Origin of the sequence: Krasilnikoviella flava (assembly GCF_900167525.1) — a bacterium.
Classification (GTDB): domain Bacteria; phylum Actinomycetota; class Actinomycetes; order Actinomycetales; family Cellulomonadaceae; genus Isoptericola; species Isoptericola flavus.
Window position 1 is genome coordinate 575,557 of record NZ_FUZQ01000002.1, and the last position, 25,951, is coordinate 601,507.

Below are 25,951 nucleotides of genomic sequence, written 5' to 3' on the forward strand. Positions count from 1 at the left end.
GACAACCGAGTGCCCCCGAGGACCAAGGCGGCCATGCCGTCGGTCGCCACGGCGACCACCATGAAGGATCTGAAGGACACGCTCTGGAAGGCCGCGGACAAGCTGCGCGGCTCGATGGACGCGAGCCAGTACAAGGACGTGATCCTGGGGCTGGTGTTCCTGAAGTACGTGTCGGACGCGTTCGAGGAGCGCCGGGAGGCGATCCTCGCGGAGTGCGTGGCTGACGGGCTCAGCGAGAACGACGCCGCGCCGCTGCTGGAGGACATCGACGAGTACCGACGTGCCGGCGCGTTCTGGGTGCCGGAGCGGGCGCGGTGGGGCTACCTGGCGCGCAACGCCAAGGGCCGCGTCGCGACGGTCGACGAACCGGAGGCGTCGGTCGGCCAGCTCGTGGACGACGCGATGGCGCACCTCATGGGGGCGAACCCGCCGCTGGCGGGCACGCTGCCGACGATCTTCAACTCGATCAGCGTGGACCAGCGGCGCCTGGGCGAGCTGGTGGACCTGTTCTCCTCGGCCAGGTTCACGGGCGTGATGGCGGACGGCACCAAGGTGTCCAAGGCACGCGACGTGCTGGGTGAGGTGTACGAGTACTTCCTGGAGAAGTTCGCCCGCGCCGAGGGCAAGCGCGGCGGCGAGTTCTTCACGCCGCCCTCCGTGGTGCGCGTGCTCGTCGAGGTGCTCGAGCCGTACCGCGGGCGCGTGTACGACCCGGCATGCGGGTCCGGCGGCATGTTCGTGCAGGCGGAAAAGTTCCTCGAGAGCCACGGCGCCGACCCGCAGGCCATCAGCGTGTACGGGCAGGAGCTCAACCAGCGCACCTGGCAGCTGGCGCGCATGAACCTGGCGATCCACGGCCTGTCCGGGCAGCTCGGCCCGCGCTGGGGCGACACCTTCGCGCGCGACCTGCACCCGGACGTGCCGATGGACTACGTGATGTCGAACCCGCCGTTCAACATCAAGGACTGGGCGCGCAGCACCGACGACGCGCGCTGGAAGTACGGCGTGCCGCCCGCGGGGAACGCCAACTACGCGTGGATCCAGCACATCCTGTCCAAGCTGGCGCCCACCGGGTCCGCGGGCGTGGTCATGGCGAACGGGTCGATGAGCTCGAACTCCGGGGGAGAGGGCGAGATTCGCGCCCAGCTCGTCGAGGCCGACCTGGTGAGCTGCATGGTGGCGCTGCCGACGCAGCTCTTCCGGTCCACGGGGATCCCCGTGTGCGTGTGGTTCGTCGCGAAGGACAAGGGCGCGCGCGCCGGCGAGGTGCTGTTCATCGACGCGCGGAACATGGGCCACATGGTCGACCGTGCCGAGCGCGCGCTGTCCGACGAGGACATCGCCAAGATCGCGAGCACGTACCACGCGTGGAAGCGCACCCCGTCGCAGGTTGAGCTTGTCGAAACCCTGTCGCTGGTTGAGCCTGTCGAAACCGAGACCACCTACGCCGACATCCCCGGCTTCTGCTACTCCGCGACGCTCGCAGAGATCAAGAACGCTGGCTATGCGCTGACGCCCGGTCGGTACGTAGGCGCCGCCGAGGCGGAGGACGACGGCGAGCCGGTGGAGGAGAAGATCGCGCGGCTCACCAAGGAACTATTCGAGCAGTTCGACGAGTCCGCGCGGCTGGAGAAGGTCGTGCGCGAGCAGTTGGAGCGGGTCCGTGCGTGAGTGGAGTGAGACAAGTTTCGGGCACCTCGGCGAGATATTCGACGGGCCGCACGCGACACCTACCCGTCGAAGCGTCGGACCATACTTCCTCAACATCTCGAGTCTTCAGAATGGTCGCCTAAACCTCAGCGAGTCAGACCATGTGTCCCCTGAAGATTTTGCGATGTGGACCAGGCGCGTGACGCCGGTGGAAGGAGATCTTCTCTTCTCATATGAGACTCGCCTTGGCGATGCCGCACTCATGCCGGGCGGCGTGCAAGCGTGCCTTGGTCGCCGGATGGCACTGCTTCGCCCGGACCGCGAGGTGGCCGACCCTCGGTATCTCCTCTATATGTACCTCGGCCCCCAGTTTCAGCGGACCATCGAGCAGAACACGATTCACGGTGCGACCGTTGAGCGGATCTCGCTGAAGACGATGGGTTCGTGGCCGGTACGTCTCCCCGACTTACGGGAACAGCGCGCGATCGCCGAGGTCCTGGGCGCCCTCGACGACAAGATCGCGGCCAATGCCCGCCTCGCCGCGACTGCTGACGAACTCGTCGGCGAGCTCTACCAGCGAGCCCTCGAAGCGGGCGATTGTCGGACCGGCTGGTTCTTTGACTTCTTCACCGTTGCGTTCGGCTCCGCCTTTAAAGGTGAGTTCTTTTCCGATCGTGGAGCGGGCCGGCCGCTCATCCGGATTCGCGATCTCAAGACCTTTTCGCCACAGGTGTGGACCAGCGAAACTCGCGCCGACGAGACGATCGTCAGGCCCGGCGACGTCGTCGTCGGGATGGACGCGGACTTTACGCCGACACCGTGGCTCGGGAGCGAGGGACTGTTGAACCAGCGGGTCTGTGTCGTGTCGTCGGCGCACTCGCGAGCGTTCACTCTCGAAGCTATCCGTGGGCCGATCGCGTTCATTGAGGGGCACAAGTCCGGGACCACGGTGATCCATCTGAACAAGAGCGATCTTACCGAGACACGGGTTGTGATCCCGGGCGAGGCGGCCGCTCGCCGGTTCGATGCCGAGGCTCAGGGCGTGCTCGACACTCGGGTGAACGCAGCGGCCGAAGCGGGCCGGCTCGCATTGCTGCGCGACGCCCTGCTCCCGCAGCTCATGTCGGGCAGTCTGCGTGTCCGTAAGGCTCGGGAGGTCGTGGATGCCCTATGAGCTCGCGGATCGGCTCGTCGTTGGTGTCGCGTCGAGCGCGCTGTTCGACCTGGCGGAGTCGGACGCCGTCTTCCGAGCGCAGGGAGAGGAGGCGTACCGGCTCCATCAGGAGGCGCACATCGATGACACTCTGAAGCCGGGGGTGGCGTTTCCGTTCCTCCAACGGCTCCTTGCACTGAATGACCTGAGGCCGGATGACGCGCTCGTCGAGGTCATCGTGCTGTCGAAGAACGACCCGTCGACGGGGCTGCGCGTGATGCGGTCGATCGCCACGCACGGGCTGGCGATCACGCGGTCGGTATTCACCCAGGGGAAGGCCCCGTACGACTACATCCCGGCGCTGGACATGTCGCTGTTCCTGTCCGGAGACCCGGCCGACGTCCGTGCGGCGGTCGACTTGGACCTCCCAGCGGGACAGGTGCTCAGCTCGTCGGCGGCGACCGAGGACGACGGACACGAGCTGAGGATCGCCTTCGACTTCGACGGCGTCCTCGCGGCGGACGACTCGGAGCGCATCTACCAGGGCGGGGGCATCGAGAAGTTCCGGGAGTACGAGCAGCAGCATCAGGCGATCCCGCTGAATCCTGGACCGCTCAGCGGATTCCTCCGGGACGTCAACCGCATCCAGGCGGTCGAGTCACAGGTGCGCGACGCGGACCCGACCTACCAGCCTAGGCTCCGGGTCTCGATCGTCACGGCCCGGAATGCACCGGCCCACGAGCGGGCGGTGCGGACGCTCCAGCAGTGGGGCGTGACCGTCAACGACGCGTTCTTCCTCGGCGGCATCGACAAGGGGCGGATCCTCGAGGTCATGCGTCCGCACATCTTCTTCGATGACCAGGAGGCGCATCTGCTCTCGACGGCGGCCTTCGCGCCGAGCGTGCACGTCCCGTACGGGGTGACGAACCAGGCGTCCGACGTCAGCTGAGCAGCGTCGTCCAGGCAATCGGCGCGCCTAGGTCACCGAGGGTCACGACGTCGTCGGCCGGAAAAGTGTCGAGGTGTTCGCGGAGACGACGGTTCCACGTCGACGTCGGATCGATTGCCCGCATCAGGTGGGACGTGACCGCGAGGATCGGATAGACACGGCCCAGGCTGCGGGCGTCAAACTTCGCGAGATAACGGAGCCTGTCGATGTGTCCGAGGCGCTTCGTGCTGATCTGTTCGACGAAATTGCGGTTCCACAGTCGTGCGTGATGTGCACAGGTGTTGCGCGCGATGTTCAGCGATTGCAACCAGTTCCCGAGGATGCGACCGTCGCCGCGCCCCTCGGCGTCGAGCAGGCCGAGGCGCGCAGCGACGGTGTCGCGATCAGCCCGTCGAGCCCCGTGGAAGAGGATCGACATCGAGCCGAAGTCGAGCACCTCGACAGCGACCCAGATGGGGATGTCGCCGTCGTACTTGTCCTGGAAGTGCTTGACGAAGTCCTCGGAAGAGCGGCCGAGGTGTTCCTCGTACTTTGCGAGCCACCGGGCGTGGCCCGACGGTTCATCGGGCCGGGAGGGCTTGGGCCGGGTGAATCGTCCGTCGAGGTGCGCAGCCTCGCGGTACGCATACGCCGAGTGCTTGCCGAGTACGTACGCGAGCTCGACCCGGACGGCGACCTCGACGCGTTCCAGTGCGTCCATGAGCAGAAGCTTGAGCCGGCGGTCGAAATCGTAGAGGCGGAGGACCTGGTCGAGCGTGGTCCCTGCGCGCACCTCGCTCCTGCGGACGGCGTGACCTGATGATTCGGACGCATCGTCGTCGATGATCCGGTACGGGTACCAGTAGCCGCTCAGTCGGTAGTAGCCGATCCGTTCCACCGCCCAGAGGCAGGTAGCCATGTCGGCTTCGATGCCGCGTTCGAGGAGGAGGCGCGCCTGCTCGTCGAAGGACCGGTAAGGCTTGCTGTAGGTGACCATCGCCCTCCTACAAATGAAGACCAGCCCGTGCCCGACCGAGGTCGGGCAGAGGGGCTGGCCGTGATGAGAGTTACTGTACCTGGGCCCGCCGACGGAGTGTCAAGGTGCTTGTACTGTTCGAGGGCAAGGCGACATCGAGGGCTGACGGCCCAGGTCACCGACGCGACGACCTGGCGATCCGTCCGGCCCGCTCGCGGAGCGCAGCTGGGACGTCGGCGTGGACGTCGAGCTCGGACGCCGAGCCGACGGCGTCGGTGACGGCTTCGGCCGTGGCGACGACGACGGCCCGGGCGTCATCGGCCCGCATGCCCCACGACTCGGCCTCGAGCACCAGGTCGCCACCGGTGATGAGGTCCAGCCTGTTCTTGCCGGCGATCGCCATGCCGGAGTGCCGGTAGTCGGCGGACACGAGGAACACCGGAGCCGTGTCATACAGGGGCGCGACGCCGTACGACGCCTCCTGGTCGATCGTGAACGAGTAGTTCTTCGCGTGCGCGTCACCGTTGCCGATGACGACGTTGAAGGTCACCTGGCGCAGCAGGTCGCGGAGGAGTTCGCTCGGGTCGACCGCCTCGGCAGCTGCCTGGCGGGCGACGGTCGCCAGCCGGCCCGGCCCCGTTCCCGAGCCTTCGTACTTGTCCACGGCGGCGAGCCCGAGGGCCTGGGCGAGGTCCTCCTGGTGGAGCCGACTCCCGTCGGCCCGGTCGAATCTCTCCACAACGATGGCCTCGCGCCCGCCCAGGGTGACGAGCTCCGACCGCGCTGCGGGAATACCCGCCGCGCGTGCGAGCCCGAGCGTCCAGTGCTCGAGCTGCACCAGGTGCGGAACGCCGGTCGCACCCCAGGGCTCGGGCTTGATCAGGTGGGTCGACATCGCGCCGTCAGCGGGCCAGGCCCACCCCGTCGACGTGCGGTGCAGCAGGACCTTGGCCTGGATCCCGCCCAGCGACGCGGTGACCGCGAGTCCGTCCGGCGGCTCGAGGGTCGGCAGGTCGGCCACGATCCGCGCGACCTCGGCGTCGTCGAGCGGCCGGAGGTGCCCGTCGGTGGGTTCCGCGCCCTCGGGGAGGAGCTGGACGGCTCCGGCGCACTCGGCGCCGACGTGCGACAGGAGGCCGAACGTGTCGCCCGGGCGCACGTGATGCTCGCGCTCCAGGGCGGCACGGGCGGCGCCCTCCGGGAGCAGGTTGTCCAGGAACCGTTCGAGCTCGGGGCCCTCGACGCGACGCTCGGTGAGCGGGAGGGACAGCGACAGCGGCCGGCTGCCCTCGCCCCAGCGCCCGAGGGCGCTCGTCGCGAACCGGAGCCGGAGGCGTCCGTTGCGCAGGCGGCGGACCTCGCCGAGCTCCTCACCCCGGAGGAACATCGTGAGTGCGGCGACCACGGTCATCCCTTCCCCTCGTCGCGGGGCTCGACGGTGATCCGGGAACCGCGGGGCACCAGGACGATCTCGTAGCCGCATGCGCTCGCCAGCTCGATGACGGTGCCGCTCGCGACGGAGGCGCCACGTTCGAGGCGGGAGACCGTCGGGCGTGACGTCCCGGCGGCCTCGGCCAGCTCGTCCTGACTCAGGAGCGCACGTTCCCGCGCGCGCTTGATCGCGGTCCCCAGGGCAGGGCCGGTGCGGGCGCGGAACCACGTCGGGGCGCTCATATCTGATTCATATCAGGTCATGCCCCGCCATGCATCATTTTTGACGCATTCGCTGCTTGGCCCTGTATGAATCACATCTGACACAGGCGCCGACCGACTGATGTGGCCGTCGCGCAGGTGGAGCAATGCAGCTGCGACCACACAGCCTGGAGAACCGACGACTTGATAAGGGTGATTACCGGCCGAAACTGCTGCTTAGGTCCGCTGGTTCGGCCACGATGGGTGCCGAGGACGACAGCCACGACCACCCGACCAGCACGGAGGACCAATGCGACCGCACGAGGCCGACTGGGAGCAGCTCGCGCTCGACCACCTGGCCGAGCCGCTCGGCTGGCAGCCCCTGCGCGGGCAGCAGATCGTTCCCGGCGCGCTCTCGGACCTCGGGCATGCCAGCTACACGGCGCTCGGCGAGCAGCCGCAGCGCGAGGCGTGGTCCGAGCTCGCGATCCCGTCCCGGATGCGTGCTGCCGCGCGCCGCCTCAACCCCGACGTGCCGCGCGAGTACCTGGAGCAGGCGCTCGCGGAGATCCTCAGGCCGACGTCGCAGGACGCGATCACCGAGAACAAGCGGATCCATGACGTCCTCGTCCAGGGCTACCGAATCGCGTACGTCGAGGACGGGCGTGAGCAGACCGCGACGGTGCGCCTCGTCTCGGCGCACGAGCACGAGAACGAGTGGCTCGCCGTCAACCAGGTCACCGTGGTCGACGGAGATGTCGAGCGACGCTTCGACGTCGTCCTCTACCTCAACGGGATGCCCGTGGTGATCGTCGAGCTGAAGAACGCAGGCTCGCCGCATGCCGACGTCGCCGCCGCGCACGCGCAGCTCACCACCTACGTCCGCGAGCTGCCGATGGCGTTCCGCTTCTGCGTGCTCACCGTCATCAGCGACGGCGTCGTCGCCAAGTACGGCACCCCGTTCACCCCGCTCAACCACTACGCGCCGTGGAACGTGGACGACGACGGTCGGGTGGTCGGCCCTGACGGACGCCCGGAGGGCGACCGGCCGTTGCACCTGGTGCACGACGACGGGCTGCTCGGCGAGGTGGCGGCGCGCACGCCCCTGGAGGTCACCCTCGACGGCCTGTTCAACCCGGAACGCTTCGGTCAGCTGCTGCGGGGCTTCGTCGCCTTCGACGCGGACGAGGACGGGCTGCACAAGCGGGTCGCCAAGCCGCACCAGTACTTCGCCGTCACCAAGGCGGTCGCCGCGACCGCCGAGGCGGTCCGCGGGGACGGCAGGGCCGGCGTCGTGTGGCATACGCAGGGCTCCGGGAAGTCGATGGAGATGGAGCTCTACGCCGCGGCGATCGGGCGGCATCCCGCGCTGGAGAACCCGACGATCGTCGTCATCACCGACCGCACGGACCTGGACGACCAGCTCTTCCAGACGTTCGCCCGCTCCCAGCTGCTCGCCGAGCAGCCGCGCCAGGTCACGCGCCGCAGCGAGCTGCGCAGCGAGCTCGCGAACCGTGCCACCGGCGGTATCTACTTCACGACGCTGCAGAAGTTCGGGCTCACCGCCGAGGAGAAGCGCGCGGGCCGCAAGCACCCCGTGCTCTCCGAGCGGCGCAACGTCGTCCTCGTCGTCGACGAGGCGCACCGCAGCCACTACGACGACCTCGACGGCTACGCGTGGCACCTCAAGAACGCGCTGCCGAACGCGACCCTGATCGCGTTCACCGGGACGCCGGTCACCGGCGAGCGGGACACGGAGGCCGTGTTCGGCGACGTCATCGACGTCTACGACCTCACCCGCGCGGTCGCCGACGGCGCGACGGTCCCGGTCTACTTCGAGTCGCGACTCGTCAAGGTCGCGTTCCCCGACGACGTCGACCCGGGCACGATCGACACCGCCGCGGACGAGGCGACCGTCGGCCTCGACGACGCCGAGCGCGCCCGCATCGAGAAGTCGGTGGCCGTCGTCAACGCCGTCTACGGCGCCCCCGCCCGCCTGAAGACCCTGGCGGACGACCTGGTATCGCACTGGGAGCAGCGCAGGGACGCGGTCGCCGAGCTCGTGCGCCCGGCGACCGGAGCGCGAGTCGCGGCCGGCGGAGCCCCCGGCAAGGCGCTCGTCGTCGCCGGCACCCGGGAGATCTGCGCCCGGCTCTACGAGCAGATCGTGGCGCTGCGGCCCGAGTGGCACTCGGACGACGTCACCCGCGGCAGGGTCAAGGTCGTGTACTCCGGCGACGCCGGGGACCAGCCGCCGATCGCCGACCACGTGCGACGCGACGGCGAGAACACCCTGATCAAGAACCGGCTCAAGGACCCCGACGACGAGCTCGAGATCGTCATCGTCAAGGACATGCTCCTGACCGGGTTCGACGCCCCGCCGCTCCACACCCTGTATCTCGACCGACCGCTCCGCGGCGCACTGCTCATGCAGACCCTGGCGCGCGTGAACCGGACGTTCCGCGGCAAGGACGCCGGTCTGCTGGTCGCCTACGCTCCCGTCGCGGAGAACCTCGCGGCGGCGCTCGCGCAGTACACGGTGCGGGACCAGGCGGAGAAGCCCGTCGGGACACCGCTCGCGGAGGTCGCCGCCGCCACGCGCGAGCTCGTCCTGGCGCTGCGAGAGCTAGTCGAGCCCACCGGCTGGCGCACGCGACTCCGTGAGGCGGGGTCCGGCGGCCGTGCCTACATCGGCGTCGTGCTCGATGTCGTGAGCTGGCTCCGCAGCCCGCGCACGCCGCAGAACCGTGTGCCTGCCGATTCCGACGCGGAGCCTGTCGGTGACACCTTCCGCCGTCGAGCACAGGCGCTCTCGCGTGCCTGGTCGGCGTCGGGTCGGCACGACTCGCTCGCCGACCTCGCGGACGAGGCGCGCTTCTACGAGGAGGTGCGGGTCTGGATGGGCAAGCTCGACGCCGAGGAGCGGCAGGCCAGTGGCCAGCCCATCCCCGAGGACGTGCAGCGCCTGCTCAACCAGTTGACGGCGACGTCGGTCGACGCGCGCGACGTCGTCGACGTCTACGACGCGGCCGGCCTGGAGAGCCCCCGGCTCGACCAGCTCGACGGCGACTTCCTGGCGAAGGCCAAGGAGGCACCCCACCCGCAGATCACGATCGAGGCGCTGCGCGCCCTCGTCGTCGCCGAGGCCCGCGCCGCCACGGCCGGGAACCTGGTGCGGCGGCAGGCGTTCTCGGAGCGGCTGTCACAGCTCATGCTCAAGTACACGAACGCGAACCTCACCTCGGCGGAGGTGATCGCGGCGCTCGTCGAGATGGCACGCGAGGTCGTGGCCGAGTCCGAGCGGGGGGCGAGGTTCGACCCGCCGCTCGGGCGCGACGAGCTCGCCGTCTACGACGCGGTCGCGCAGAACGAGTCCGCCGCACTGCTGCAGGGTGACGACAAGCTCGCGGAGATCGCGCGCGAGCTGATCGTGGTGCTCCGTCGCGACGTCAAGACCGACTGGACCGTGCGCGACGACGTGAAGGCGAAGTTGCGCTCGTCGATCAAGCGCCTGCTCATCAAGCACAAGTACCCGCCGGACCAGCAGCCCGAGGCCATCCGTCTCGTCATGGCACAGATGGAGGCCATGGCCCCGAGGTACGCGGCATGAGCCCGGAGTCTCCCGAGGGGGCGCGTCGCCGGTTCAACCTCCCGATGGGGAGCCGGAGCGGTGCAGGCCGGACCCGCGCCTGTTTCACGAGTCGCAGGCTCTCCGCAACGTGCAGCCGCGGATCCAGGCTGCCGTCGCCGAGGGTGCATTCCTCGCCGTCCAGGAGGCCAAGGGCGCCGGCGAGAGCGACACGATGCAGGCCGCCATCCTCGCGGCGTACGCCCGTGCGTGGGACAACCTGCGCGTGGTCATCGAGCGCCGGGTCGAGGACGACGTGATCTAGATCGCGTGTCGCCTCGAAGGCAAGGTCGACCTCGGGTTCGGGATCCACACGCGCGACGCGCTGCCGGTAGCGACGGCGGACGAGAGCGGTGGAGAGGCGTCCTGGTCCGGCCTCGGAATTCGCCCCTTCCGCCGGGCGTGACCGACCTACCCTCGAAGGATGCGGGTGCTGTTCGCGACGACGGGCGGTCAGGGGCACTTTCTGCCGATGGTGCCGCTCGCCCGCGCGGTCGCCGAGGCCGGTCACGACGTGCGGGTCGCGGCGCCCGACTCCTTCGCGAAGCACGTCGCGCCGACCGGTCTGCGCCACGAGCCGTTCGGCGACGCGGACCCCGCGGCGCTGGGGGCCGTCTTCGGCGCGCTGCCGGGCCTGTCCCCGCAGGAGGCGAACGCACGAGTGATGACCGAGGTGTTCGGCCGCCTCGACCCGGTCGCGGCGCTGCCTGCGGTCGCCTCGCTCGTCGACAGGTGGCGGCCCGACCTGGTGGTCCGTGAGCCCGCGGAGCTGGCCTCGCTCGTCGCCGCGGAGGCCGCCGGAGTCCCGCACGCGCAGGTGGCGATCGGGCTGCGGTCCCTGCTCACGGCCTTCGTCGACGAGCTGACCGGTCCGCTGGCCGCCCTCGCGGCCGGGGCGGGCATCGACCACGACCTCGCCGCCGCGGCCGCGGCGGAGCCCGTCTTCACCAGCGTGCCGTCCTCGTTCGACGACGACCACGACGACGTCCCGCCGGTGCGCTACCGGATCCCGGCGTCCAGCGCGCCGGCCCCGCCGCTGCCCGCGTGGGGCGACCCCGACGCGCCGCTCGTCTACGTCTCCTTCGGCACGGTCGCCGCCGCGCAGGGGTTCGACGGCGCCTACGCCGCCGCCGTCGAGGCCATGGCCGAGGTGGACGTGCGCGCCCTCGTGACGGTCGGCGCCCACGGCGACCCGGAGGCCTGGGCCCCGTGGCCGCGCAACGTGCACGTGGAGCGCTGGTGGCCGCAGGAGGCGGTGATGCCGGACGCGTCGGCGATGGTCGGGCACGGCGGGTTCGGCACCACCACCATGGCGCTCGGGGCGGGCGTCCCGCAGGTGGTGGTCCCGTTGTTCGCCTCCGACCAGTGGATCAACGCCAGCCGGGTCGCCGAGCTGCAGGCGGGTATCGCCCTCGAGGCCGGGCGAGGGCTCGCCGACCGGCTGCGTCCTGCGCTGCACGCCGTCCTCCACGACGCGCGCTACCGGGCCGCCGCACGGGGCCTGGCCGACGAGATGGGCGCGCTTCCTCCCCCGTCGGCGATCGTGGGACGGTTGATGGCGCTGGCCCGGTGACCTGAGGGCGGCGTCGGCGGCGTCACGCGTCGTCGAGCGCCAGCGGACGCACCCGCCCGCCGGCGGCGACGAAGAACCCGCGCAGGCGGACGCCCCGGTCGTCGGCCTCGGCGCGCAGGTCGTGGTTCCAGGCGCGGTCGTCGGCGGTGAGCGTGGCGTCGCCGGGCCGCTCGAGGACGACGACGGCGCAGCCGCCGGGCGCCTCGTCGTCGACCACGCTGCGCAGCACGGTGCCCAGGCCGACGAGAGCGGCGGCATCGGGCCGGACGGGGACGTCGTCGATGGGGAGGGCCAGACCGAGGAGCCGGTCGTCGGCGTCGAGCCAGGTGACGGTGAGGGTGCGCCGCCGCGCGTGGACGCCGCCCGCGAGGAAGTGGGCGAGCTCGAGGAGCTCGGCGTCGTCGGCGACCTGGTCGCCCGGGCGGAACGGGGAGATGGTTTCCATGCGCCGTCACCCTGCCGCAGCGGTGCCCCCGCCCGCCGGAGTTATCCACAGGCCCGGCCGTCCGGTCAGACGGAGAGTAGCCCCGCCAGCTCGGCACGGCCCAGGTACTCCGCCCAGCCGGCCGGCGTCGTCCCGAAGCGACCGTCGACGGCGGTGGGGTCCGCGCCCGCCTCGAGCAGCAGCCGAGCGTCGTCAGGGGTGCCCGTGCTCGCCACGTGGTGCAGCGCCGTGCTTCCGTCGTCGGCCACGACCGTGACCGGGAAGCCGTGGGTCACGAGCGACCGCACCGCGTCCCAGCGGCCGAGCCCGGCCAGCTCCACGAGCAGCGTCGGGTGCCGGTCGGGCAGGTCGCCCAGGCCGCCGTTCAGCCGGAGCATCCGCTCGAGGTCGGCCGCGCGTCCTCCGAGCGCCACGGCGACGACCGGGTCGCGGCGCTGGCGCTGTGCACGGTAGATGTCGCGCAGCAGGCAGATCTCGGCACCGTGCGCCATCGCCTCGCGGTTGAGGTGCACCACGAGCGCGGCGAGGGAGTCGCCCGCGAACGGCCCGCCGCGGGGCCCGAGGGGCTCGGCGAGCGCGTCGTCGTCGAGCCGCCGGAGGTTGTCGCGCCACAGCTCATAGCCCTCCCGCAGGAGGTCGAGGCCGCCGGCGGCCGTCAGGGGCAGCGGCTCCGGCCAGTGTCGGCCGTCGAACATGTCGGCGTCCGCGGGGGCGGGAGTGGGGCCGAAGAACGTGCGGCCCCGCTTGCCCCAGACGTCGCGCCCCAGATGCGCGGCACGCCACGCGATCGTCGTCACCGGGGGCACGGGCGGGTCCACCGGCGTCAGCTCGATCCGGACGGCGCCGTCGTCGTCGCGCCGCAGGCTCCACGCGCCGTCGACCGGCTCCCACAGGTACTCGTCGTCGGTGAGCCCCTGCAGCCGCGGCCACAGGTGCGCGTCCCAGTAGAACTCGACCTGGCCCAGCAGGAGCGTGCGCAGCGTCGTCGTCATCCCCCGATCCTGCCCCGGAGTCGGTCGCCGAGCATGCAGTTGCGCACGTTCTGAGCGTTCAGAACGTGCGCAACTGCATGCTCGGATGGTCAGCCGGCGAGGTAACGGGCGTACGCGCCGGTGGTGAGGAACGGCGGGAACTCCTCGCCCAGCGCCACCTCGCGGAACAGGGCCACGGCGTCGTCGAACCGGTCGCCGGACGACCGGGGTAGGCCGCGGAGCACGTCGCGCAGCACGGCCTCGCACCGCACGCGGGTGATGGGCAGACCGTCCTCCGTGGTCGTTCCGGAGGCCACCCACTGCCACACCTGCGACCGAGAGATCTCGGCCGTGGCGGCGTCCTCCATGAGGTGGTCGATCGCCGCCGCACCCGTGCCGCGCAGCCACGACTCGATGTACCGCACCCCCACGGACACGTTGGTGCGCAGGCCCGCCGCGGTGACGGTCGCTCCGGTCCGGCGGGCCGACGCGACGTCGAGCAGCTCGGCCTGGCCCACCTCGACGTCGTCGCGCAGGCGGTCCACCTGGTGCTCCCGCTCGCCGAGCACCTCGTCGAACGCGCCCCGCGCCACCTCGACCAGGTCCGGGTGCGCCACCCACGTGCCGTCGAAGCCGGCCGCGGCCTCGCGCGTCTTGTCGGACCAGACCTGCTCGACGGCGCGCTCGGTCACCTCGGGGGAGCGGCGGTCGGGGACGAACGCGCTCATCCCGCCGATGGCGTGCGCCCCACGCCTGTGGCACGTGGCGACGAGCAGCTCGGTGTACGCCCGCATGAACGGCGCCGCCATCGTCACCTGGCCACGGTCGGGCAGCACGTACGACGACCCCCGCTTGCGGAAGCACTTGATGATGCTGAACAGGTAGTCCCAGCGACCGGCGTTGAGCCCGGCGCAGTGGTCGCGCAGCTCGTAGAGGATCTCCTCCATCTCGAACGCGGCGGGCAGCGTCTCGATGAGCACCGTCGCACGGATCGTGCCGCGGGGGATGCGGAGCGCGTCCTGGGCGACCTCGAAGACCTCGTTCCACAGCCGCGCCTCGCGGTAGCCCTCCAGCTTCGGCAGGTAGAAGTACGGCCCGCGCCCGCGCTCGATCAGCTCGGCCGCGTTGTGGAACAGGTACAGGCCGAAGTCGACCAGCGAGCCCGACGCCGGCTGCGTGGACCCGTCCGGGCCGGTGTACGCCAGGTGCGACTCGAACAGGTGCCAGCCGCGGGGCCGGAACACGATCGTCGGGAGCTCGGTGAGGTCCGTCGAGCGCAGCGCGTACCGCTTGCCCGCCGGGTTCGTGAACGTCAGCGTGCCGCGGATCGCGTCGTGCAGGGCGAGCTGGCCCTCCACGACGTTGCGCCAGGTCGGGGACTGCGCGTCCTCGGCGTCGGCCAGCCAGCACCGGGCGCCCGAGTTGAGCGCGTTGATCGTCATCTTCGGGTCCGTCGGGCCCGTGATCTCGACCCGGCGGTCGCTCAGCCCCGGCGCCCCGGCCGCGCCCGCGACCCGCCAGGACGGGTCGTCGCGCACGGGCCGGGTGGCCGGGTGGAAGTCCGGGTCGTCGCCGTCCGCGATCCGCCGCATCCGGCGCTGGCGCTCCAGCAGGAGGCCGGTGCGGTCGTCGGCGAACCGGTCGTGCAGCATCGCCAGGAACGCCAGCGCCTCCGGGGTGAGGATCTCCTCGTCGCGCGGCCCGAGCGGGGCGGTGACGCTGAGGTGCCCCTCGGCGAGCGTCGTCCCGCCCCAGACGAACGGGTCGGTGGCGGTGTCGGCGAGCGGGGTGCCGACGGCGGGAGCCACGGCCGGCACGGGGGCGGTGCGCGGGGGAGCGGTGGTCGAGGACGTGAGCGTGGTCATGGCGTGCCTCCGGTCGATCGGGGCTGGGAGGGGGGAGGGGAGCGGTGCCGCTCAGAACTGGGCGGCCTCGGTGGAGCCGGCGAGCGCGAGGGTGGCGGCGTCGGGGTTGAGCGCCGTCGACACCCGGTCGAAGTAGCCGGTGCCGACCTCGCGCTGGTGCTTGGTCGCGGTGTAGCCGCGCTCCTCGGCGGCGAACTCGGCCTCCTGCAGCCGCACGTAGGCGGACATCTGCTCGCGGGCGTAGCCGTGGGCGAGGTCGAACATCGAGTAGTTGAGGGCGTGGAAGCCGGCCAGGGTGATGAACTGGAACCGGAAGCCCATCGCGCCCAGCTCGCGCTGGAACTTCGCGATCGTGTCGTCGTCCAGGTGCTTCTTCCAGTTGAACGACGGCGAGCAGTTGTAGGCCAGCATCTGGTCCGGGAAGTCGGCCTTCACGGCCTCGGCGAACGACCGCGCCAGCTCGAGGTCCGGGGTGCCGGTCTCCATCCAGATGAGGTCGGCGTACGGGGCGTAGGCCTTGGCGCGGGCGATGCACGGCTCGACGCCGTTCCGCACCTCGTAGAAGCCCTCGCCCGTGCGCCCGCCGGTGAGGAACGGGCGGTCGCGCTCGTCGACGTCGGACGTGATCAGCGTGGCCGCCTCGGCGTCCGTGCGGGCGATGACGACGCTCGGCACGTCGGAGACGTCGGCCGCGAGCCGCGCCGCGTTCAGCGTGCGCACGTGCTGCTGGGTGGGGATCAGCACCTTGCCGCCCAGGTGGCCGCACTTCTTCTCGCTGGCGAGCTGGTCCTCCCAGTGCACGCCCGCGGCACCCGACGCGATCATCGAGCGCATCAGCTCGTACGCGTTGAGCGGGCCGCCGAACCCGGCCTCGGCGTCCGCCACGATCGGGGCGAGCCAGTCGCGGGTCGGCGCGCCGTTCTCGGAGACGTCGATCTGGTCGGCGCGCAGCAGCGCGTTGTTGATGCGGCGCACGACCGCCGGCACCGAGTTGGCCGGGTAGAGCGACTGGTCGGGGTAGGTCTGGCCCGCGAGGTTCGCGTCGCCGGCCACCTGCCAGCCCGAGAGGTAGATCGCCTGCAGGCCCGCCTTCACCTGCTGCACGGCCTGGTTGCCGGTCAGCGCGCCGAGGGCGTTGATGAAGTCCTCCTCGTGGAGCTGGCGCCACAGCCGCTCGGCGCCCCGGCGGGCCAGGGTGAACTCCTCGCCGACCGACCCCCGCAGCGCGACGACGTCCTCGGCGGCGTAGGTGCGCTCGATGCCCGCCCAGCGGGGGTCGGACGCCCACTGCTCGGTCAGCTGCTCGGCCGTCTGCGTCTGGTCGCCGGCGGCGGTCGTGGTGGTGCGGGGCTCGAGGGTGGCGGTCATGTCGTGCCTCTTTCGTCTCTCGGTGTCGCGTCGTCCGGTGGTGCCGATGTCCACGACCCTGACGCTTCGAACGACCCCGCCGCCAGCAGTTCCGAGGAGAAGATTCGAGGTTCTTCTCCTGGACGGAAGGTGTGGCACGTGTCACCCTCGAGCATGGCCATCTCGACCGAACCGCGGCCCGGTACCCGGGACGACGCCACCCTGCCGATCGCTCAGGAGGCCGACGCCCTGACGATCGGCCGCCGCATCCGGCACCTGCGCACCCGCCGCGGCATGACGTTGGAACAGCTCGGTGACGCCATCGGACGTGCGCCGTCACAGGTCTCGATGCTCGAGAACGGCAAACGCGAGCCGACGATCGCGCGCCTGCAGGCGGTGGCCCGCGCCCTCGGTGCGACGGTCGAGGACCTGCTCTCCGCCGAGCCGCCGTCCCACCGTGACGCCCTCGAGATCGAGCTCGAGCGCGTGCAAAGGGGGTCGCTCTTCTCCGCGCTCGGGGTGCGCCCCGTGAAGGTGGGCAAATCGCTGCCGTCGGACGCCCTGGAGGCGATCGTCGGACTGCAGCGAGAGCTCGAGCGGCTGCACTCCGAGCGCGCGCTCACCCCGGAGGAGGCGCGCCGGGCCAACACGGAGCTGCGCGCGGACATGCGGGCCCAGGACAACTACTTCCCCGACCTGGAGATCGTCGCGCGCGGCCTGCTCGACGACGTCGGGCACGGCCGGGGCCCGCTGCCGCAGCGCGCGGTGGGCGAGCTGGCCGCCCACCTGGGCTTCTCGATCCACTACGAGCCGGACCTGCCGCAGTCCACGCGCGCCGTCATCGACCAGCTGCACCGCCGCGTGTACCTGCCGAGCAACGGGATCCGGGGCCGGTCCGAGGCGCGGTCGGCGGTGCTCCAGGCGCTCGCGTCGCACGTGCTGGAGCACGCGGAGCCGCGCGACTACCGTGAGTTCCTGCGCCAGCGCGTCGAGGCGAACTACCTGTGCGCGGCGCTGCTGGTGCCCGAGCGGGAAGCCGTCAAGCAGCTGCGCGAGGCCAAGGAGCGGCGGTCGATCTCCTTGGAGGACCTGCGCGACGCGTTCGCCGTCTCCTACGAGACGGTGGCGCACCGCTTCACGAACCTGGCGACCCGGCACCTCGGCATCCCGGTGCACTTCATGAAGGTCCACGAGTCGGGGGCGATCCACAAGGCGTACGAGAACGACGGCGTGCGGTTCCCGGCCGACCCGCTGGGGACGGTCGAGGGGCAGCACGTGTGCCGGCACTGGACCGCCCGCGTGGTCTTCGGCATCGCCGACCGGCTCAGCCCGTACTACCAGTACACCGACACCCCGACCGGCACGTACTGGTGCACGTCCCGCGTGCAGGACACCGCCGACGGGCGGTTCTCCGTGAGCGTGGGCGTGCCGTACGCGCAGGTCAAGTGGTTCCTGGGGCGGGAGACGACGGCGCGCAGCACGTCGCGCTGCCCCGACGAGAGCTGCTGCCGCCGGCCCGCCGAGCCGCTCGCGCGCCGCTGGGACGGCCATGCGTTCCCCAGCGCCCGCCCGCACGCGTCGATGCTGGCCGCGATGCCGTCCGGCGCGTTCCCCGGCGTCGACACGACCGAGGTGTACGAGTTCCTGGAGCGGCACGCGCCGGTGGCCGACTGACGCCGACGGAGGGGTCAGTCGTGCCAGGCGCCCACCCACTCGTCCCAGCGCGGGCCGTCGCCCAGGGGCTCGCCGTCGCCCGACCGGGCGCGCAGGCCGGACAGGACGAGCCCGAGGTAGCGCAGGTGCAGGGCGTCCGCCTCGGCCCGGGGGAACGGCAACGACGGTCGCAGATGGAGCAGGAGCTGCATGACGTCGGCGGTGGTGAACCCGGCGGGCAGCACGCCGGCCGCGCGGTCGTGCGCGACGAGGCGCTCGAGGCCGGCGCGCAGGTCGTCGGTGGCGGCCGCGAGGTCCGCCGGCAGCGGGCCGGTCGCGCCGGTCGGGCGGAGCAAGGGGCCGGTGGCGCCCGTGATCTGCCGGGCGAGAAAGGTGCCGACCCCGCCGTCGGCGCCCTCCCGCGGCGTCCTCTCGACCTCGTCGGCCACCTCGGCCGCGAGCCGGGCCGCCTCGCGCACGCCGTGCACGCGCAGCGCCTCGACCAGCGCGTCCTTGGTGGGGTAGCGGCGGTAGACCGAGCCGACGCCGACGCCGGCGTGGCGGGCGACGTCGGCCATCGACGCGCCGTGCCCCTGGGTGGCGAAGACCTCGCGGGCGGCGGCCAGCACGGCGGTGTCGTTGGCCCGCGCCTCCCGCTTCCGGCCGGGCAGCGGGCGGTCGGCGCGCTCGTCGGCGGGGCCGTCGGTGGGGGAGGGCATGGGCACACGGTAGCCCGCGCCCGGATGCTAGGGTGAATCGGAACGGGCATTCCGTTCCGATTGATTGGCACCGCGCGACGAGGCGCTGCCACCCTCACCACAGAGAGCGAGCACGCCCGTGCCTCCGACCCGCCCGGCGCCCGACGGCGCCCCCGCCCGCCCGACCGACAGCACCGTCGTGCGCCACCCCGGCCGGGTGACGTTCGCGCTGAGCGCCGCGGTGCTCGCGTTCTCCCTGATGCAGACGCTCGTCGTCCCCGCACTGCCGACCCTGGGCCGGGAGCTCGGCGCCACCGCGCAGGGCACCGGATGGATCCTCACCGCCTTCCTGCTCGCCGGCGCCGTCCTGGCTCCCGTCGTCGGAAACCTCGGGGACCGGTTCGGGCACCGCCGCGTGCTGCTCGGCACGATCCTCGTGTTCGCCGCGGCGACCCTCGCGGCCGCGGTTGCGCCTAGCCTCGGCGTGCTGCTCGCGGCCCGCGTGGTGCAGGGCGTGAGCACCGCGACCTTCCCGCTCGCCCTCGCGCTGGCGCGCTCCGTGCTGTCCGGGCCGCGGCTCGCGGCCGCCTTCGGCTGGATCCCCGGCATGATCGGCCTCGGCGCGGGCGCCGCGCTCGTCGTGGGCGGCGTCGTCGTGGACGCGCTCGGCTGGCGCTGGCTGTTCGTGCTGGGCGCCGTCCTGATCCTCGGCTCGGGCGCCCTGGTGGCCGCCTGGGTGCCGCGCGGCGGCGCGCCCGCCGTGCAGCGCCGCACCGACTGGCCCGGCATCGCGCTGCTCGCGGGCGGCCTCGTGGGCGTGCTGCTCGCGGTCTCCCAGGGCGGTTCCTGGGGCTGGGGCTCGGCGCGGACGCTCGTCGTCGGCGCCGCCGGCGTGCTGCTGCTCGCCGTGCTGGTGCTCGTGGAGCGCCGCACGGCCGCGCCGGTGGTGGACGTGCGGACCTTCCGCCACGGCCCGATCGTGCTCGTCAGCCTGCTCACCGTGGCCGTGGGCTTCGTGCCGTACGTCTGCTACGTGGCGCTGCCGCTGCTCATGCAGGCCCCGGCGGGCACCGGCTACGGGCACGGGATGAGCGTGACCCTCTCAGGGCTGGCCATGCTCCCCAGCGCCGTGCTGGTCTTCCTCGGCGGCCGGGCGACCCCGGCGCTGGTGCGCCGTATCGGCCCCGGTGGCACCGGTGCCGTCGCGGCGGGGGTCATGGCCCTCGGCGCGGCCGGCCTGGCGCTGTGGCCCGCGACGCCGTGGGCCGTGGTCGTGGCGTTCTCCGTGCTGGGCCTCGGCAACGGCATCGGCTACGCGATCTGCGCCCAGCTCGTCGTCTCCTGGTCGCCTCCCACCGAGACCGGCGCTGCGACGGGCCTCAACAGCGTCGTCCGCACCGTGGGCTCCGCGGCGGCAGCGCCCGTGGTCACCGCGCTGCTCGCGGCCGGCACGACCGACCCCGCCGGCGCCTACTCCGCCGCGTTCTGGGTGGCGACGACGGTCAGCGTGGTCGGCGTGCTGGTCGCGCTCACCCTCGTCGTGCGGTCGCGGCGCGCGGCGCACTGAGGCCGCTCAGGGTTCCCCCAGGGTCGAACCGGGGGGACACCCCATGGTGGCGGCACCGCCCCGCACCGGAGGGTGGGAGGCATGATCGACGCGATCGCCTCCCTCTGGGCGCAGCTGGAGAGCATGCTGTTCGGCCTCGTGGCGTCCGCCTGGGCGTTCCCCGCGCTGTTCGCGTCGACGGCAGCCGACGGGTTCTTCCCGCCCGTGCCCGGCGAGACCGTGATCATCATGCTGGCGGTGGGCGCCGAGACCGGCTCCGGCGTCAACCTCGCCCTCGTGGTGCTGGTGGCGGCGCTCGGCGCGTGGTGCGGCGACCAGGTGGCGTACGCGCTCGGTCGTGCGCTGGGCACGTCCCGGGTGCCGTTCCTGCGCGGCCCCCGCGGTCAGCGCGCCGTGGCCTGGGCCGCCCGGTCCTTCGAGCGGCGCGGCGCCTCCGTGGTCCTCGGCGCGCGCTTCGTGCCCGTGGGGCGGATGGCGGTCAACGTCACGGCCGGCGCCGTCGGCTTCCCCCGGCGCCGCTTCATGGGCCTGTCTGCCGTGGCGTCGGTGGCGTGGGCGGGCTGGTCGGTGCTGATCGGGGTGGTGGCCGCCCAGCCGCTCGGCGACCACCCGCTGCTGGCCGTCGCCGTCGGGGTCGTCGTCGGCACCGTGCTCGGCGTCGTCGTGGACCGGGTCCTCACGGCCTGGGGTGCGCGCGGCAGGCGGGCGGCCGCCCCGGCGCCGCGGACGCCCGCGGTCGCACGGCGCGAGCCCGCCCTCGCGGGCGGAGGCGTCGGTCCGCGCGTGCCCGCCCGCGGTACCGGTGCGCTCAGTGCTCCCTGCGGTCCTTCTCGTCCCCGATGAAGTCCTCGACGTCGTCGTCGATGCCGTCGAGATTCATGTCGGCGGTGCGGGCCCGGCGGGCGTCCCAGCGCAGCATGAGGGCGCCGAGCACCGCCGCGATCACCGAGCCCATGAGGATGGCCGCCTTGGCCCCTTCGGTGTGCTCCGAGGCGTGCCCGAACGACAGCTCCGCCACGAGTAGCGCCACGGTGAACCCGATACCGGCGAGGAGCGCGACGGGCAGCAGGTCGCGCACGCCGATGCCCTGCGCGAGCCGCAACGGCGTCAGGCGCGTCACGAGCCACGTCGTGCCGAGCACGCCGACGAGCTTGCCGACCACCAGCCCGACCGTGATCGCCGGCACCACCGGCTGGGAGAGGATCTCGGTCACGCCGCCGCCGTCGACGAGGTTCACCCCGGCGGCGAAGAAGGCGAAGACGGGCAGGGCCACGCCCTGCGACCAGGGCTTGACCGCGTGCTCGTAGCGCTGGGTGCGCGCCTCGGCCTCGCCGTGGGCCGGTCGCGCGGCCACGGTGAAGCCCATGAGCACGCCGGCGACCGTGGCGTGCACGCCCGAGGAGTGCATGAATGCCCACGCGACCACGAACAGCGGCACCAGGATCCACCACCGCGGGGCGCGCGAGCGCACGTACCAGCCGAAGACGGCGATCGTGACCAGCGCGGCCGCGAGATAGGCGAAGCTGAGGTCCTCCGTGTAGAAGACGGCGATCACGATGATCGCCAGCAGGTCGTCGACGACGGCGAGGGTGAGCAGGAAGGTCCGCACCGCGGTGGGCAGGCCCTTGCCGAAGACGGCGAGGACGCCGAGCGCGAACGCGATGTCGGTGGCCGTCGGGATCGCCCAGCCCTCGAGCGCGCCCGGCTCGTCCAGCGCGACGACGACGACCGAGTAGATGACCGCGGGCACCACCATGCCGCCGACGGCGGCGAGCATGGGGACACCCGCCTCCTTCGGGCTGCGCAGGCTGCCGGCCACGAACTCGTGCTTGAGCTCGAGGCCGACGACGAAGAAGAAGATCGCCAGGAGCCCGTCCGCCGCCCACTCGGCGACCGTGAGGTTCAGGTGCACGGGGACGGGGCCGATGCTGTCGAAGCCGACCGTCGCCTCGGACAGGGCGAAGTACCAGTCACGCCAAGGGGCGTTCGCGCAGATCAGGGCGAGGACGGCGGCGCCGATGAGGAGCGCTCCGCCCGTCGTCTCGCGGGAGGCGAAGCGGCGCAGCCGGGCGCCGGCGGTCGGGGTGGCGGTCTCGGAGGTCAGGGCGTTCTCCTGTCCGGTCGTGGGGTCGTTCTGTCGCCCGGCGTTGCAGCCGGTGCCACCGACCAGACTTCCCGGCTCACCCGCGGGTCAGCCTAGCGTCCGGCGGGCGGTGCCCGGGGCCAGCGTCCGTCAGGTCGTCTCGCGGGCCATCTCGACCAACCGGGTCAGGGTGTTCCAGTTCCGCGCCGTGGTCCAGGTGCCCGCGGCGCGGTCGATCGCCGCCGGGGTGAGCCTCGACCGGCCGATGCCGTTCACGTAGTCCACGTAGAGCACGTCGTCGACGACGGCGAACCGTTCCGACCGGCCTTCCGCGAGCTGTGCCAGGCCCTCGGGGTCCGCCGGCTCGGGGGAGACATGCACCTGCACGTGCGACGGGTGGTCCGCGACGGCGTCGGGGAACGGGTCGGCGGCCAGGATCGCGGCCGCGCGCTCCGCCGTGACCGCCACGGCGCGCAGGTCGCCGCCGAGCTGTGCGGCGAGCGCGGCGGTGACACGCTCGGCGACGTCGTCGTCGCCCGCGTCGCCCGTCGCGACGAGGTTGCCGCTGTTCGCGTAGGTGCGGGCGTCCGAGAGGCCCGCCGCGCCGGCGGCCTCGCGCAGGTCGGCGGAGCTCACGCGGCGGGACCCGCCGACGTTGACTCCGCGCAGCAGCACGACCCAGGCGGTGGGCGCGTCGGAGGAGGTCATGGGTCCATGGTGCTCGCCCGGCCGGGGCGCGTCGCGGCGGAGTCCGTCGTGTGAACGCCGGGTGACATCTTCCCGACCCGCCGACGCGGGGGTGGTGGCGCGAATCACAGCGTCGTAGTTTGACGGCAGGGACGGTGTCCAGCCGTCCTTCGGGAGGCCAGCCGATGGGGTTCACGCTCCGTGCGGGAGGGCCGGCACCGGCCCCGCGCCGCACGGCGCGCCCGGGTCGGCCGCCCGCCCACCAGGAGGGAGCTCGTCGTGGCCCGAACCGCAGCCGTCCCTGAGTGCGACACCGTCGACACCGTCAACACTGCCGGCACGACCCCGCGCACGTTCGTCGTCGACACGTCCGTGCTGTTGTCCGACCCCCGGGCGATCCACCGCTTCGCCGAGCACGACGTCGTCCTGCCGGTCGTCGTCATCACGGAGCTCGAGGCCAAACGGCACCACGCCGAGCTCGGCTACTTCGCCCGCAGCGCCCTGCGGATGCTCGACGAGCTGCGCCTCAAGCACGGTCGGCTCGACGCGCCGATCCCCGTGGGCGAGGTGGGCGGCACGCTGCGCGTCGAGCTCAACCACACCGACCCGCAGGTGCTGCCCGCCGGGTTCCGCCTCGGCGACAACGACACGCGGATCCTGTCGGTCGCGGCCAACCTCGCGGCCGAGGGTTGCGACGTCACCGTGGTCTCCAAGGACCTGCCGATGCGGGTCAAGGCCTCGGCGGTCGGCCTGCGCGCGGAGGAGTACCGGCATGAGCTCGCCGTCGACTCCGGGTGGACCGGGATGCGCGAGATCGACGTCGCCGACGAGCAGGTGGGCACCCTGTACGAGGGGGGCGAGGTGGAGCTGGCGACCCTCGACCCCGAGGTCGTCGAGGCGGCGTCGCCCCTGCTGTGCCACACCGGGCTGGTGATCCACTCGCCGGGCGGCTCGGCCCTCGGCCGGGTGACACCGGACAAGACGGTCCGCCTGGTGCGCGGCGACCAGGACGTCTTCGGCGTGCACGGCCGCTCCGCGGAGCAGCGCATCGCCATCGACCTGCTGCTGGACCCCGACGTCGGGATCCTGTCGCTGGGCGGTCGCGCCGGGACCGGCAAGTCGGCGCTCGCGCTGTGCGCCGGCCTGGAGGCGGTGCTCGAGCGCCAGCAGCACCGCAAGGTGATCGTCTTCCGGCCGTTGTACGCGGTCGGCGGCCAGGAGCTGGGCTACCTGCCCGGGTCCGAGTCCGAGAAGATGAACCCCTGGGCCCAGGCGGTGTACGACACGCTCGGGGCGCTCGTGGCACCGGCGGTCCTCGACGAGGTGATCGACCGCGAGATGCTCGAGGTGCTGCCCCTGACGCACATCCGCGGGCGTTCGCTGCACGACGCGTTCGTCATCGTGGACGAGGCCCAGTCCCTGGAGCGGAACGTGCTTCTCACGGTGCTGTCCCGCATCGGCCAGGACTCGCGCGTCGTCCTCACGCACGACGTCGCCCAGCGGGACAACCTCCGGGTGGGTCGGCACGACGGCGTGGCGGCCGTGATCGAGGCGATGAAGGGCCACCCGCTGTTCGCGCACGTGACCCTCACGCGCTCGGAGCGTTCGCCCGTCGCCGCCCTGGTCACCGAGATGCTGGAGTCGCTGGAGATCTGACCTCGCTGGTTGAGCCTGTCGAAACCTGCTTGTCGACACCGAGGCGACGTGGTTTCGACAGGCTCAACCAGCGGCGTGGCGGCGCGGGTGCACCAGCACGACGGCGAGCACGCCGAGGACGGCGCCGATCACGGTGTCGAGGGCGCGGGAGGCGGCGATGCCGCCGGGGTCGACGGTGCCGCCGAGCGACGTCATCAGCAGCGCCATCGGGGTGATGGTGAGCATCGCCAGGCCGTAGTGGCGCCCGACGACGATCTCGGTGACGACCTGGAGCGCCACGACGACGACGCAGGTCGCGGCGAAGGACAGGTGGGCCGCGAGGAGCGGCCAGGCCAACAGCGCGCCGAGCACGGTCCCGCCGCCGCGCTGCAGGGCACGGACCACGGCGTGGTGCGTGCTCGCGCCCTGCAGCGTGGCCGTGGCGCCCAGCTGCGCCCAGGCGGGGTGGCTCAGGCCGGCCGCGAGCGTGGCGCCTCCGGCCACGACGCTCGCCAGCACGACGCGGGTCCCGCCGAGGCGCCACCCTGCGGTGTGCCACGTCGCGCGGACGTCGTCCCGCAGGCGTCGGCGTGCGGGCAGCGTGTCGGCGGGGGGCACGGTGCCGGGCCGCGCGGCGACGGGGTCGCCGAGGCCGTCGGCATCGAGCACCTCCGCGACGGCGGCCAGCTCGGCGGCCAGCACGCGCGCCGTGTCCCGGGTGCGCCGGTGCGACAGGTCGTCGGCCAGGACCTCGCGCGCCCGGGCGACGGCAGCCGCGGCCGTCCTGGCGGCCTCGGGAGCGCGGTCGGGGCCGGCGTCGAGAGACCTCCGCACCGCGTCGGCCGCCCGTCGGACGGCCAGCCGGGCCGGGGCGCTCGGCCGCACCAGGTAGCCGCTCATCCCGACGAGCCACGCGATGACGGCCCCGACGGCGAACGCGGTGCCGCGCTCCGCGACGCCGGACCAGGTCAGGGGCCCGACCATGCCGCCCGCCGCGGCGAAGACGACGATGCTCGCCCCCGGGGGCCCCGTGCGGACCAGCGCGCACAGGGCAGTCGCCAGACCCGCGACGAGCGCCACCACGCCGAGGACGACGACCGTGGGCGCGCCCAGGGCGGTGAGGGAGGCCGTCAGCGCGAAGGCGGCGACGAACACGCCGGCCACGCCGGCCAGCAGGGATGCGCGGCGCCGGTACGGCTCGTACCGGCCGTACAGGATGACGAGCGCCCCGAGGGAGGCGAAGGCGGCGAGGTCGGCGCGTCCGACGGCGGCGCTCAGCGCGAGGACGACGGCCGCGGCGGCGCCGACGCGCAGGGCTGCCGCGAGGGTGGCGTCGGCGGGGTTGATGCGCAGCGCGGCCCGCAGGTGGGCGGGGTCGAGGACGTCGCGGGCGCTCGTCAGGACAGGAGAGGGAGAGGGAGGCATTGCGGGACATGATAGTTCACGGGTAAACCATCATG

Annotated in this window: 21 protein-coding genes; 10 read left to right on the plus strand and 11 right to left on the minus strand. The window is 72.4% G+C overall.

Translation table 11 applies throughout. The annotated features are described in order from the left end of the window. Positions 1–9 precede the first annotated feature (9 nt). The 3 genes from B5Y66_RS07300 to B5Y66_RS07310 all read left to right on the plus strand — a co-directional run bounded on the left by B5Y66_RS07300 (position 10) and on the right by B5Y66_RS07310 (position 3,752). Positions 10–1,671 (plus strand): class I SAM-dependent DNA methyltransferase, encoded by a 1,662-nt coding sequence (locus tag B5Y66_RS07300; RefSeq protein WP_079572906.1) that lies wholly within the window; start codon positions 10–12, stop codon positions 1,669–1,671. A gap of 163 nt (positions 1,672–1,834) precedes the next feature. Continuing rightward, complete coding sequence (locus tag B5Y66_RS07305) at positions 1,835–2,824, plus strand: restriction endonuclease subunit S (protein WP_079572908.1); 990 nt, start codon at positions 1,835–1,837, stop codon at positions 2,822–2,824. Then, positions 2,814–3,752: a 5'-nucleotidase gene (locus B5Y66_RS07310; protein WP_079572910.1), complete on the plus strand. Its 939-nt coding sequence runs from the start codon at positions 2,814–2,816 to the stop codon at positions 3,750–3,752. The genes B5Y66_RS07305 and B5Y66_RS07310 overlap by 11 nt, the downstream gene beginning before the upstream one ends. Here the strand turns inward: B5Y66_RS07310 and B5Y66_RS07315 are convergent. The 3 genes from B5Y66_RS07315 to B5Y66_RS07325 all read right to left on the minus strand — a co-directional run bounded on the left by B5Y66_RS07315 (position 3,745) and on the right by B5Y66_RS07325 (position 6,381). After that, the gene (locus tag B5Y66_RS07315; RefSeq protein ID WP_079572912.1) at positions 3,745–4,728 is read right to left on the minus strand and encodes an Abi family protein; all 984 of its coding nucleotides are present in this window, start codon (positions 4,726–4,728) and stop codon (positions 3,745–3,747) included. The two genes, B5Y66_RS07310 and B5Y66_RS07315, sit on opposite strands and share 8 nt — an antisense overlap. Before the next feature lie 154 nt (positions 4,729–4,882). After that, on the minus strand, positions 4,883–6,118 hold the full coding sequence (locus B5Y66_RS07320) for a HipA domain-containing protein (RefSeq protein ID WP_176168805.1): 1,236 nt from the start codon (positions 6,116–6,118) through the stop codon (positions 4,883–4,885). Then, positions 6,115–6,381 (minus strand): helix-turn-helix transcriptional regulator, encoded by a 267-nt coding sequence (locus B5Y66_RS07325; protein WP_079572916.1) that lies wholly within the window; start codon positions 6,379–6,381, stop codon positions 6,115–6,117. Before B5Y66_RS07325 ends, B5Y66_RS07320 begins: the two co-directional genes overlap by 4 nt. 268 nt (positions 6,382–6,649) lie before the next feature. Here B5Y66_RS07325 and B5Y66_RS07330 point away from each other — a divergent pair, with 268 nt between their 5' ends. From B5Y66_RS07330 to B5Y66_RS07335, 3 genes are all read left to right on the plus strand, one after another. Continuing rightward, positions 6,650–9,949, plus strand: a complete 3,300-nt coding sequence (locus B5Y66_RS07330; protein ID WP_079572918.1) for a type I restriction endonuclease subunit R — start codon at positions 6,650–6,652, stop codon at positions 9,947–9,949. 109 nt (positions 9,950–10,058) lie between these two features. Continuing rightward, complete coding sequence (locus B5Y66_RS22490; RefSeq protein WP_176168806.1) at positions 10,059–10,232, plus strand: hypothetical protein; 174 nt, start codon at positions 10,059–10,061, stop codon at positions 10,230–10,232. 159 nt (positions 10,233–10,391) lie between these two features. After that, complete coding sequence (locus B5Y66_RS07335; protein ID WP_079572920.1) at positions 10,392–11,540, plus strand: glycosyltransferase; 1,149 nt, start codon at positions 10,392–10,394, stop codon at positions 11,538–11,540. A 22-nt stretch (positions 11,541–11,562) separates the two neighbouring features. Here the strand turns inward: B5Y66_RS07335 and B5Y66_RS07340 are convergent, their stop codons facing one another. The 4 genes from B5Y66_RS07340 to aceA all read right to left on the minus strand — a co-directional run bounded on the left by B5Y66_RS07340 (position 11,563) and on the right by aceA (position 16,189). Beyond that, positions 11,563–11,985 (minus strand): hypothetical protein, encoded by a 423-nt coding sequence (locus B5Y66_RS07340; protein WP_079572922.1) that lies wholly within the window; start codon positions 11,983–11,985, stop codon positions 11,563–11,565. A 65-nt stretch (positions 11,986–12,050) separates the two neighbouring features. Continuing rightward, the gene (locus tag B5Y66_RS22675; RefSeq protein WP_139820778.1) at positions 12,051–12,977 is read right to left on the minus strand and encodes a DinB family protein; all 927 of its coding nucleotides are present in this window, start codon (positions 12,975–12,977) and stop codon (positions 12,051–12,053) included. An 89-nt stretch (positions 12,978–13,066) separates the two neighbouring features. Next, the gene (aceB, locus tag B5Y66_RS07350) at positions 13,067–14,821 is read right to left on the minus strand and encodes a malate synthase A (RefSeq protein WP_079572924.1); all 1,755 of its coding nucleotides are present in this window, start codon (positions 14,819–14,821) and stop codon (positions 13,067–13,069) included. 51 nt (positions 14,822–14,872) lie between these two features. Further along, positions 14,873–16,189, minus strand: coding sequence for an isocitrate lyase (gene aceA / locus B5Y66_RS07355; protein WP_079572926.1), 1,317 nt, complete (start codon positions 16,187–16,189; stop codon positions 14,873–14,875). Positions 16,190–16,342: 153 nt separating this feature from the next. Between aceA and B5Y66_RS07360 the strand changes: the two genes are divergently transcribed. After that, positions 16,343–17,842, plus strand: a complete 1,500-nt coding sequence (locus B5Y66_RS07360; RefSeq protein ID WP_079572928.1) for an XRE family transcriptional regulator — start codon at positions 16,343–16,345, stop codon at positions 17,840–17,842. Between the two features lie 14 nt (positions 17,843–17,856). On the opposite strand, the gene B5Y66_RS07365 is transcribed toward B5Y66_RS07360, so the two are convergent. Then, on the minus strand, positions 17,857–18,540 hold the full coding sequence (locus tag B5Y66_RS07365; protein WP_079572931.1) for a TetR/AcrR family transcriptional regulator: 684 nt from the start codon (positions 18,538–18,540) through the stop codon (positions 17,857–17,859). A 118-nt stretch (positions 18,541–18,658) separates the two neighbouring features. Between B5Y66_RS07365 and B5Y66_RS07370 the strand changes: the two genes are divergently transcribed. Both B5Y66_RS07370 and B5Y66_RS07375 read left to right on the plus strand, forming a co-directional pair. Further along, on the plus strand, positions 18,659–20,086 hold the full coding sequence (locus B5Y66_RS07370) for an MFS transporter (RefSeq protein ID WP_217700747.1): 1,428 nt from the start codon (positions 18,659–18,661) through the stop codon (positions 20,084–20,086). Positions 20,087–20,167: 81 nt separating this feature from the next. Beyond that, complete coding sequence (locus B5Y66_RS07375; RefSeq protein ID WP_245806970.1) at positions 20,168–20,929, plus strand: DedA family protein; 762 nt, start codon at positions 20,168–20,170, stop codon at positions 20,927–20,929. On the opposite strand, the gene nhaA is transcribed toward B5Y66_RS07375, so the two are convergent. Further along, the gene (gene nhaA / locus B5Y66_RS07380; protein WP_139820779.1) at positions 20,895–22,256 is read right to left on the minus strand and encodes a Na+/H+ antiporter NhaA; all 1,362 of its coding nucleotides are present in this window, start codon (positions 22,254–22,256) and stop codon (positions 20,895–20,897) included. The two genes, B5Y66_RS07375 and nhaA, sit on opposite strands and share 35 nt — an antisense overlap. A 63-nt stretch (positions 22,257–22,319) precedes the next feature. Beyond that, positions 22,320–22,877 (minus strand): DUF1697 domain-containing protein, encoded by a 558-nt coding sequence (locus tag B5Y66_RS07385; protein WP_079572935.1) that lies wholly within the window; start codon positions 22,875–22,877, stop codon positions 22,320–22,322. A 351-nt stretch (positions 22,878–23,228) separates the two neighbouring features. On the opposite strand from B5Y66_RS07385, the gene B5Y66_RS07390 reads away from it, so the two are divergent. After that, complete coding sequence (locus tag B5Y66_RS07390; RefSeq protein WP_245806990.1) at positions 23,229–24,512, plus strand: PhoH family protein; 1,284 nt, start codon at positions 23,229–23,231, stop codon at positions 24,510–24,512. Between the two features lie 63 nt (positions 24,513–24,575). Here the strand turns inward: B5Y66_RS07390 and B5Y66_RS07395 are convergent, their stop codons facing one another. Continuing rightward, positions 24,576–25,916, minus strand: a complete 1,341-nt coding sequence (locus B5Y66_RS07395) for an FUSC family protein (RefSeq protein ID WP_079572939.1) — start codon at positions 25,914–25,916, stop codon at positions 24,576–24,578. Positions 25,917–25,951 lie beyond the last annotated feature (35 nt).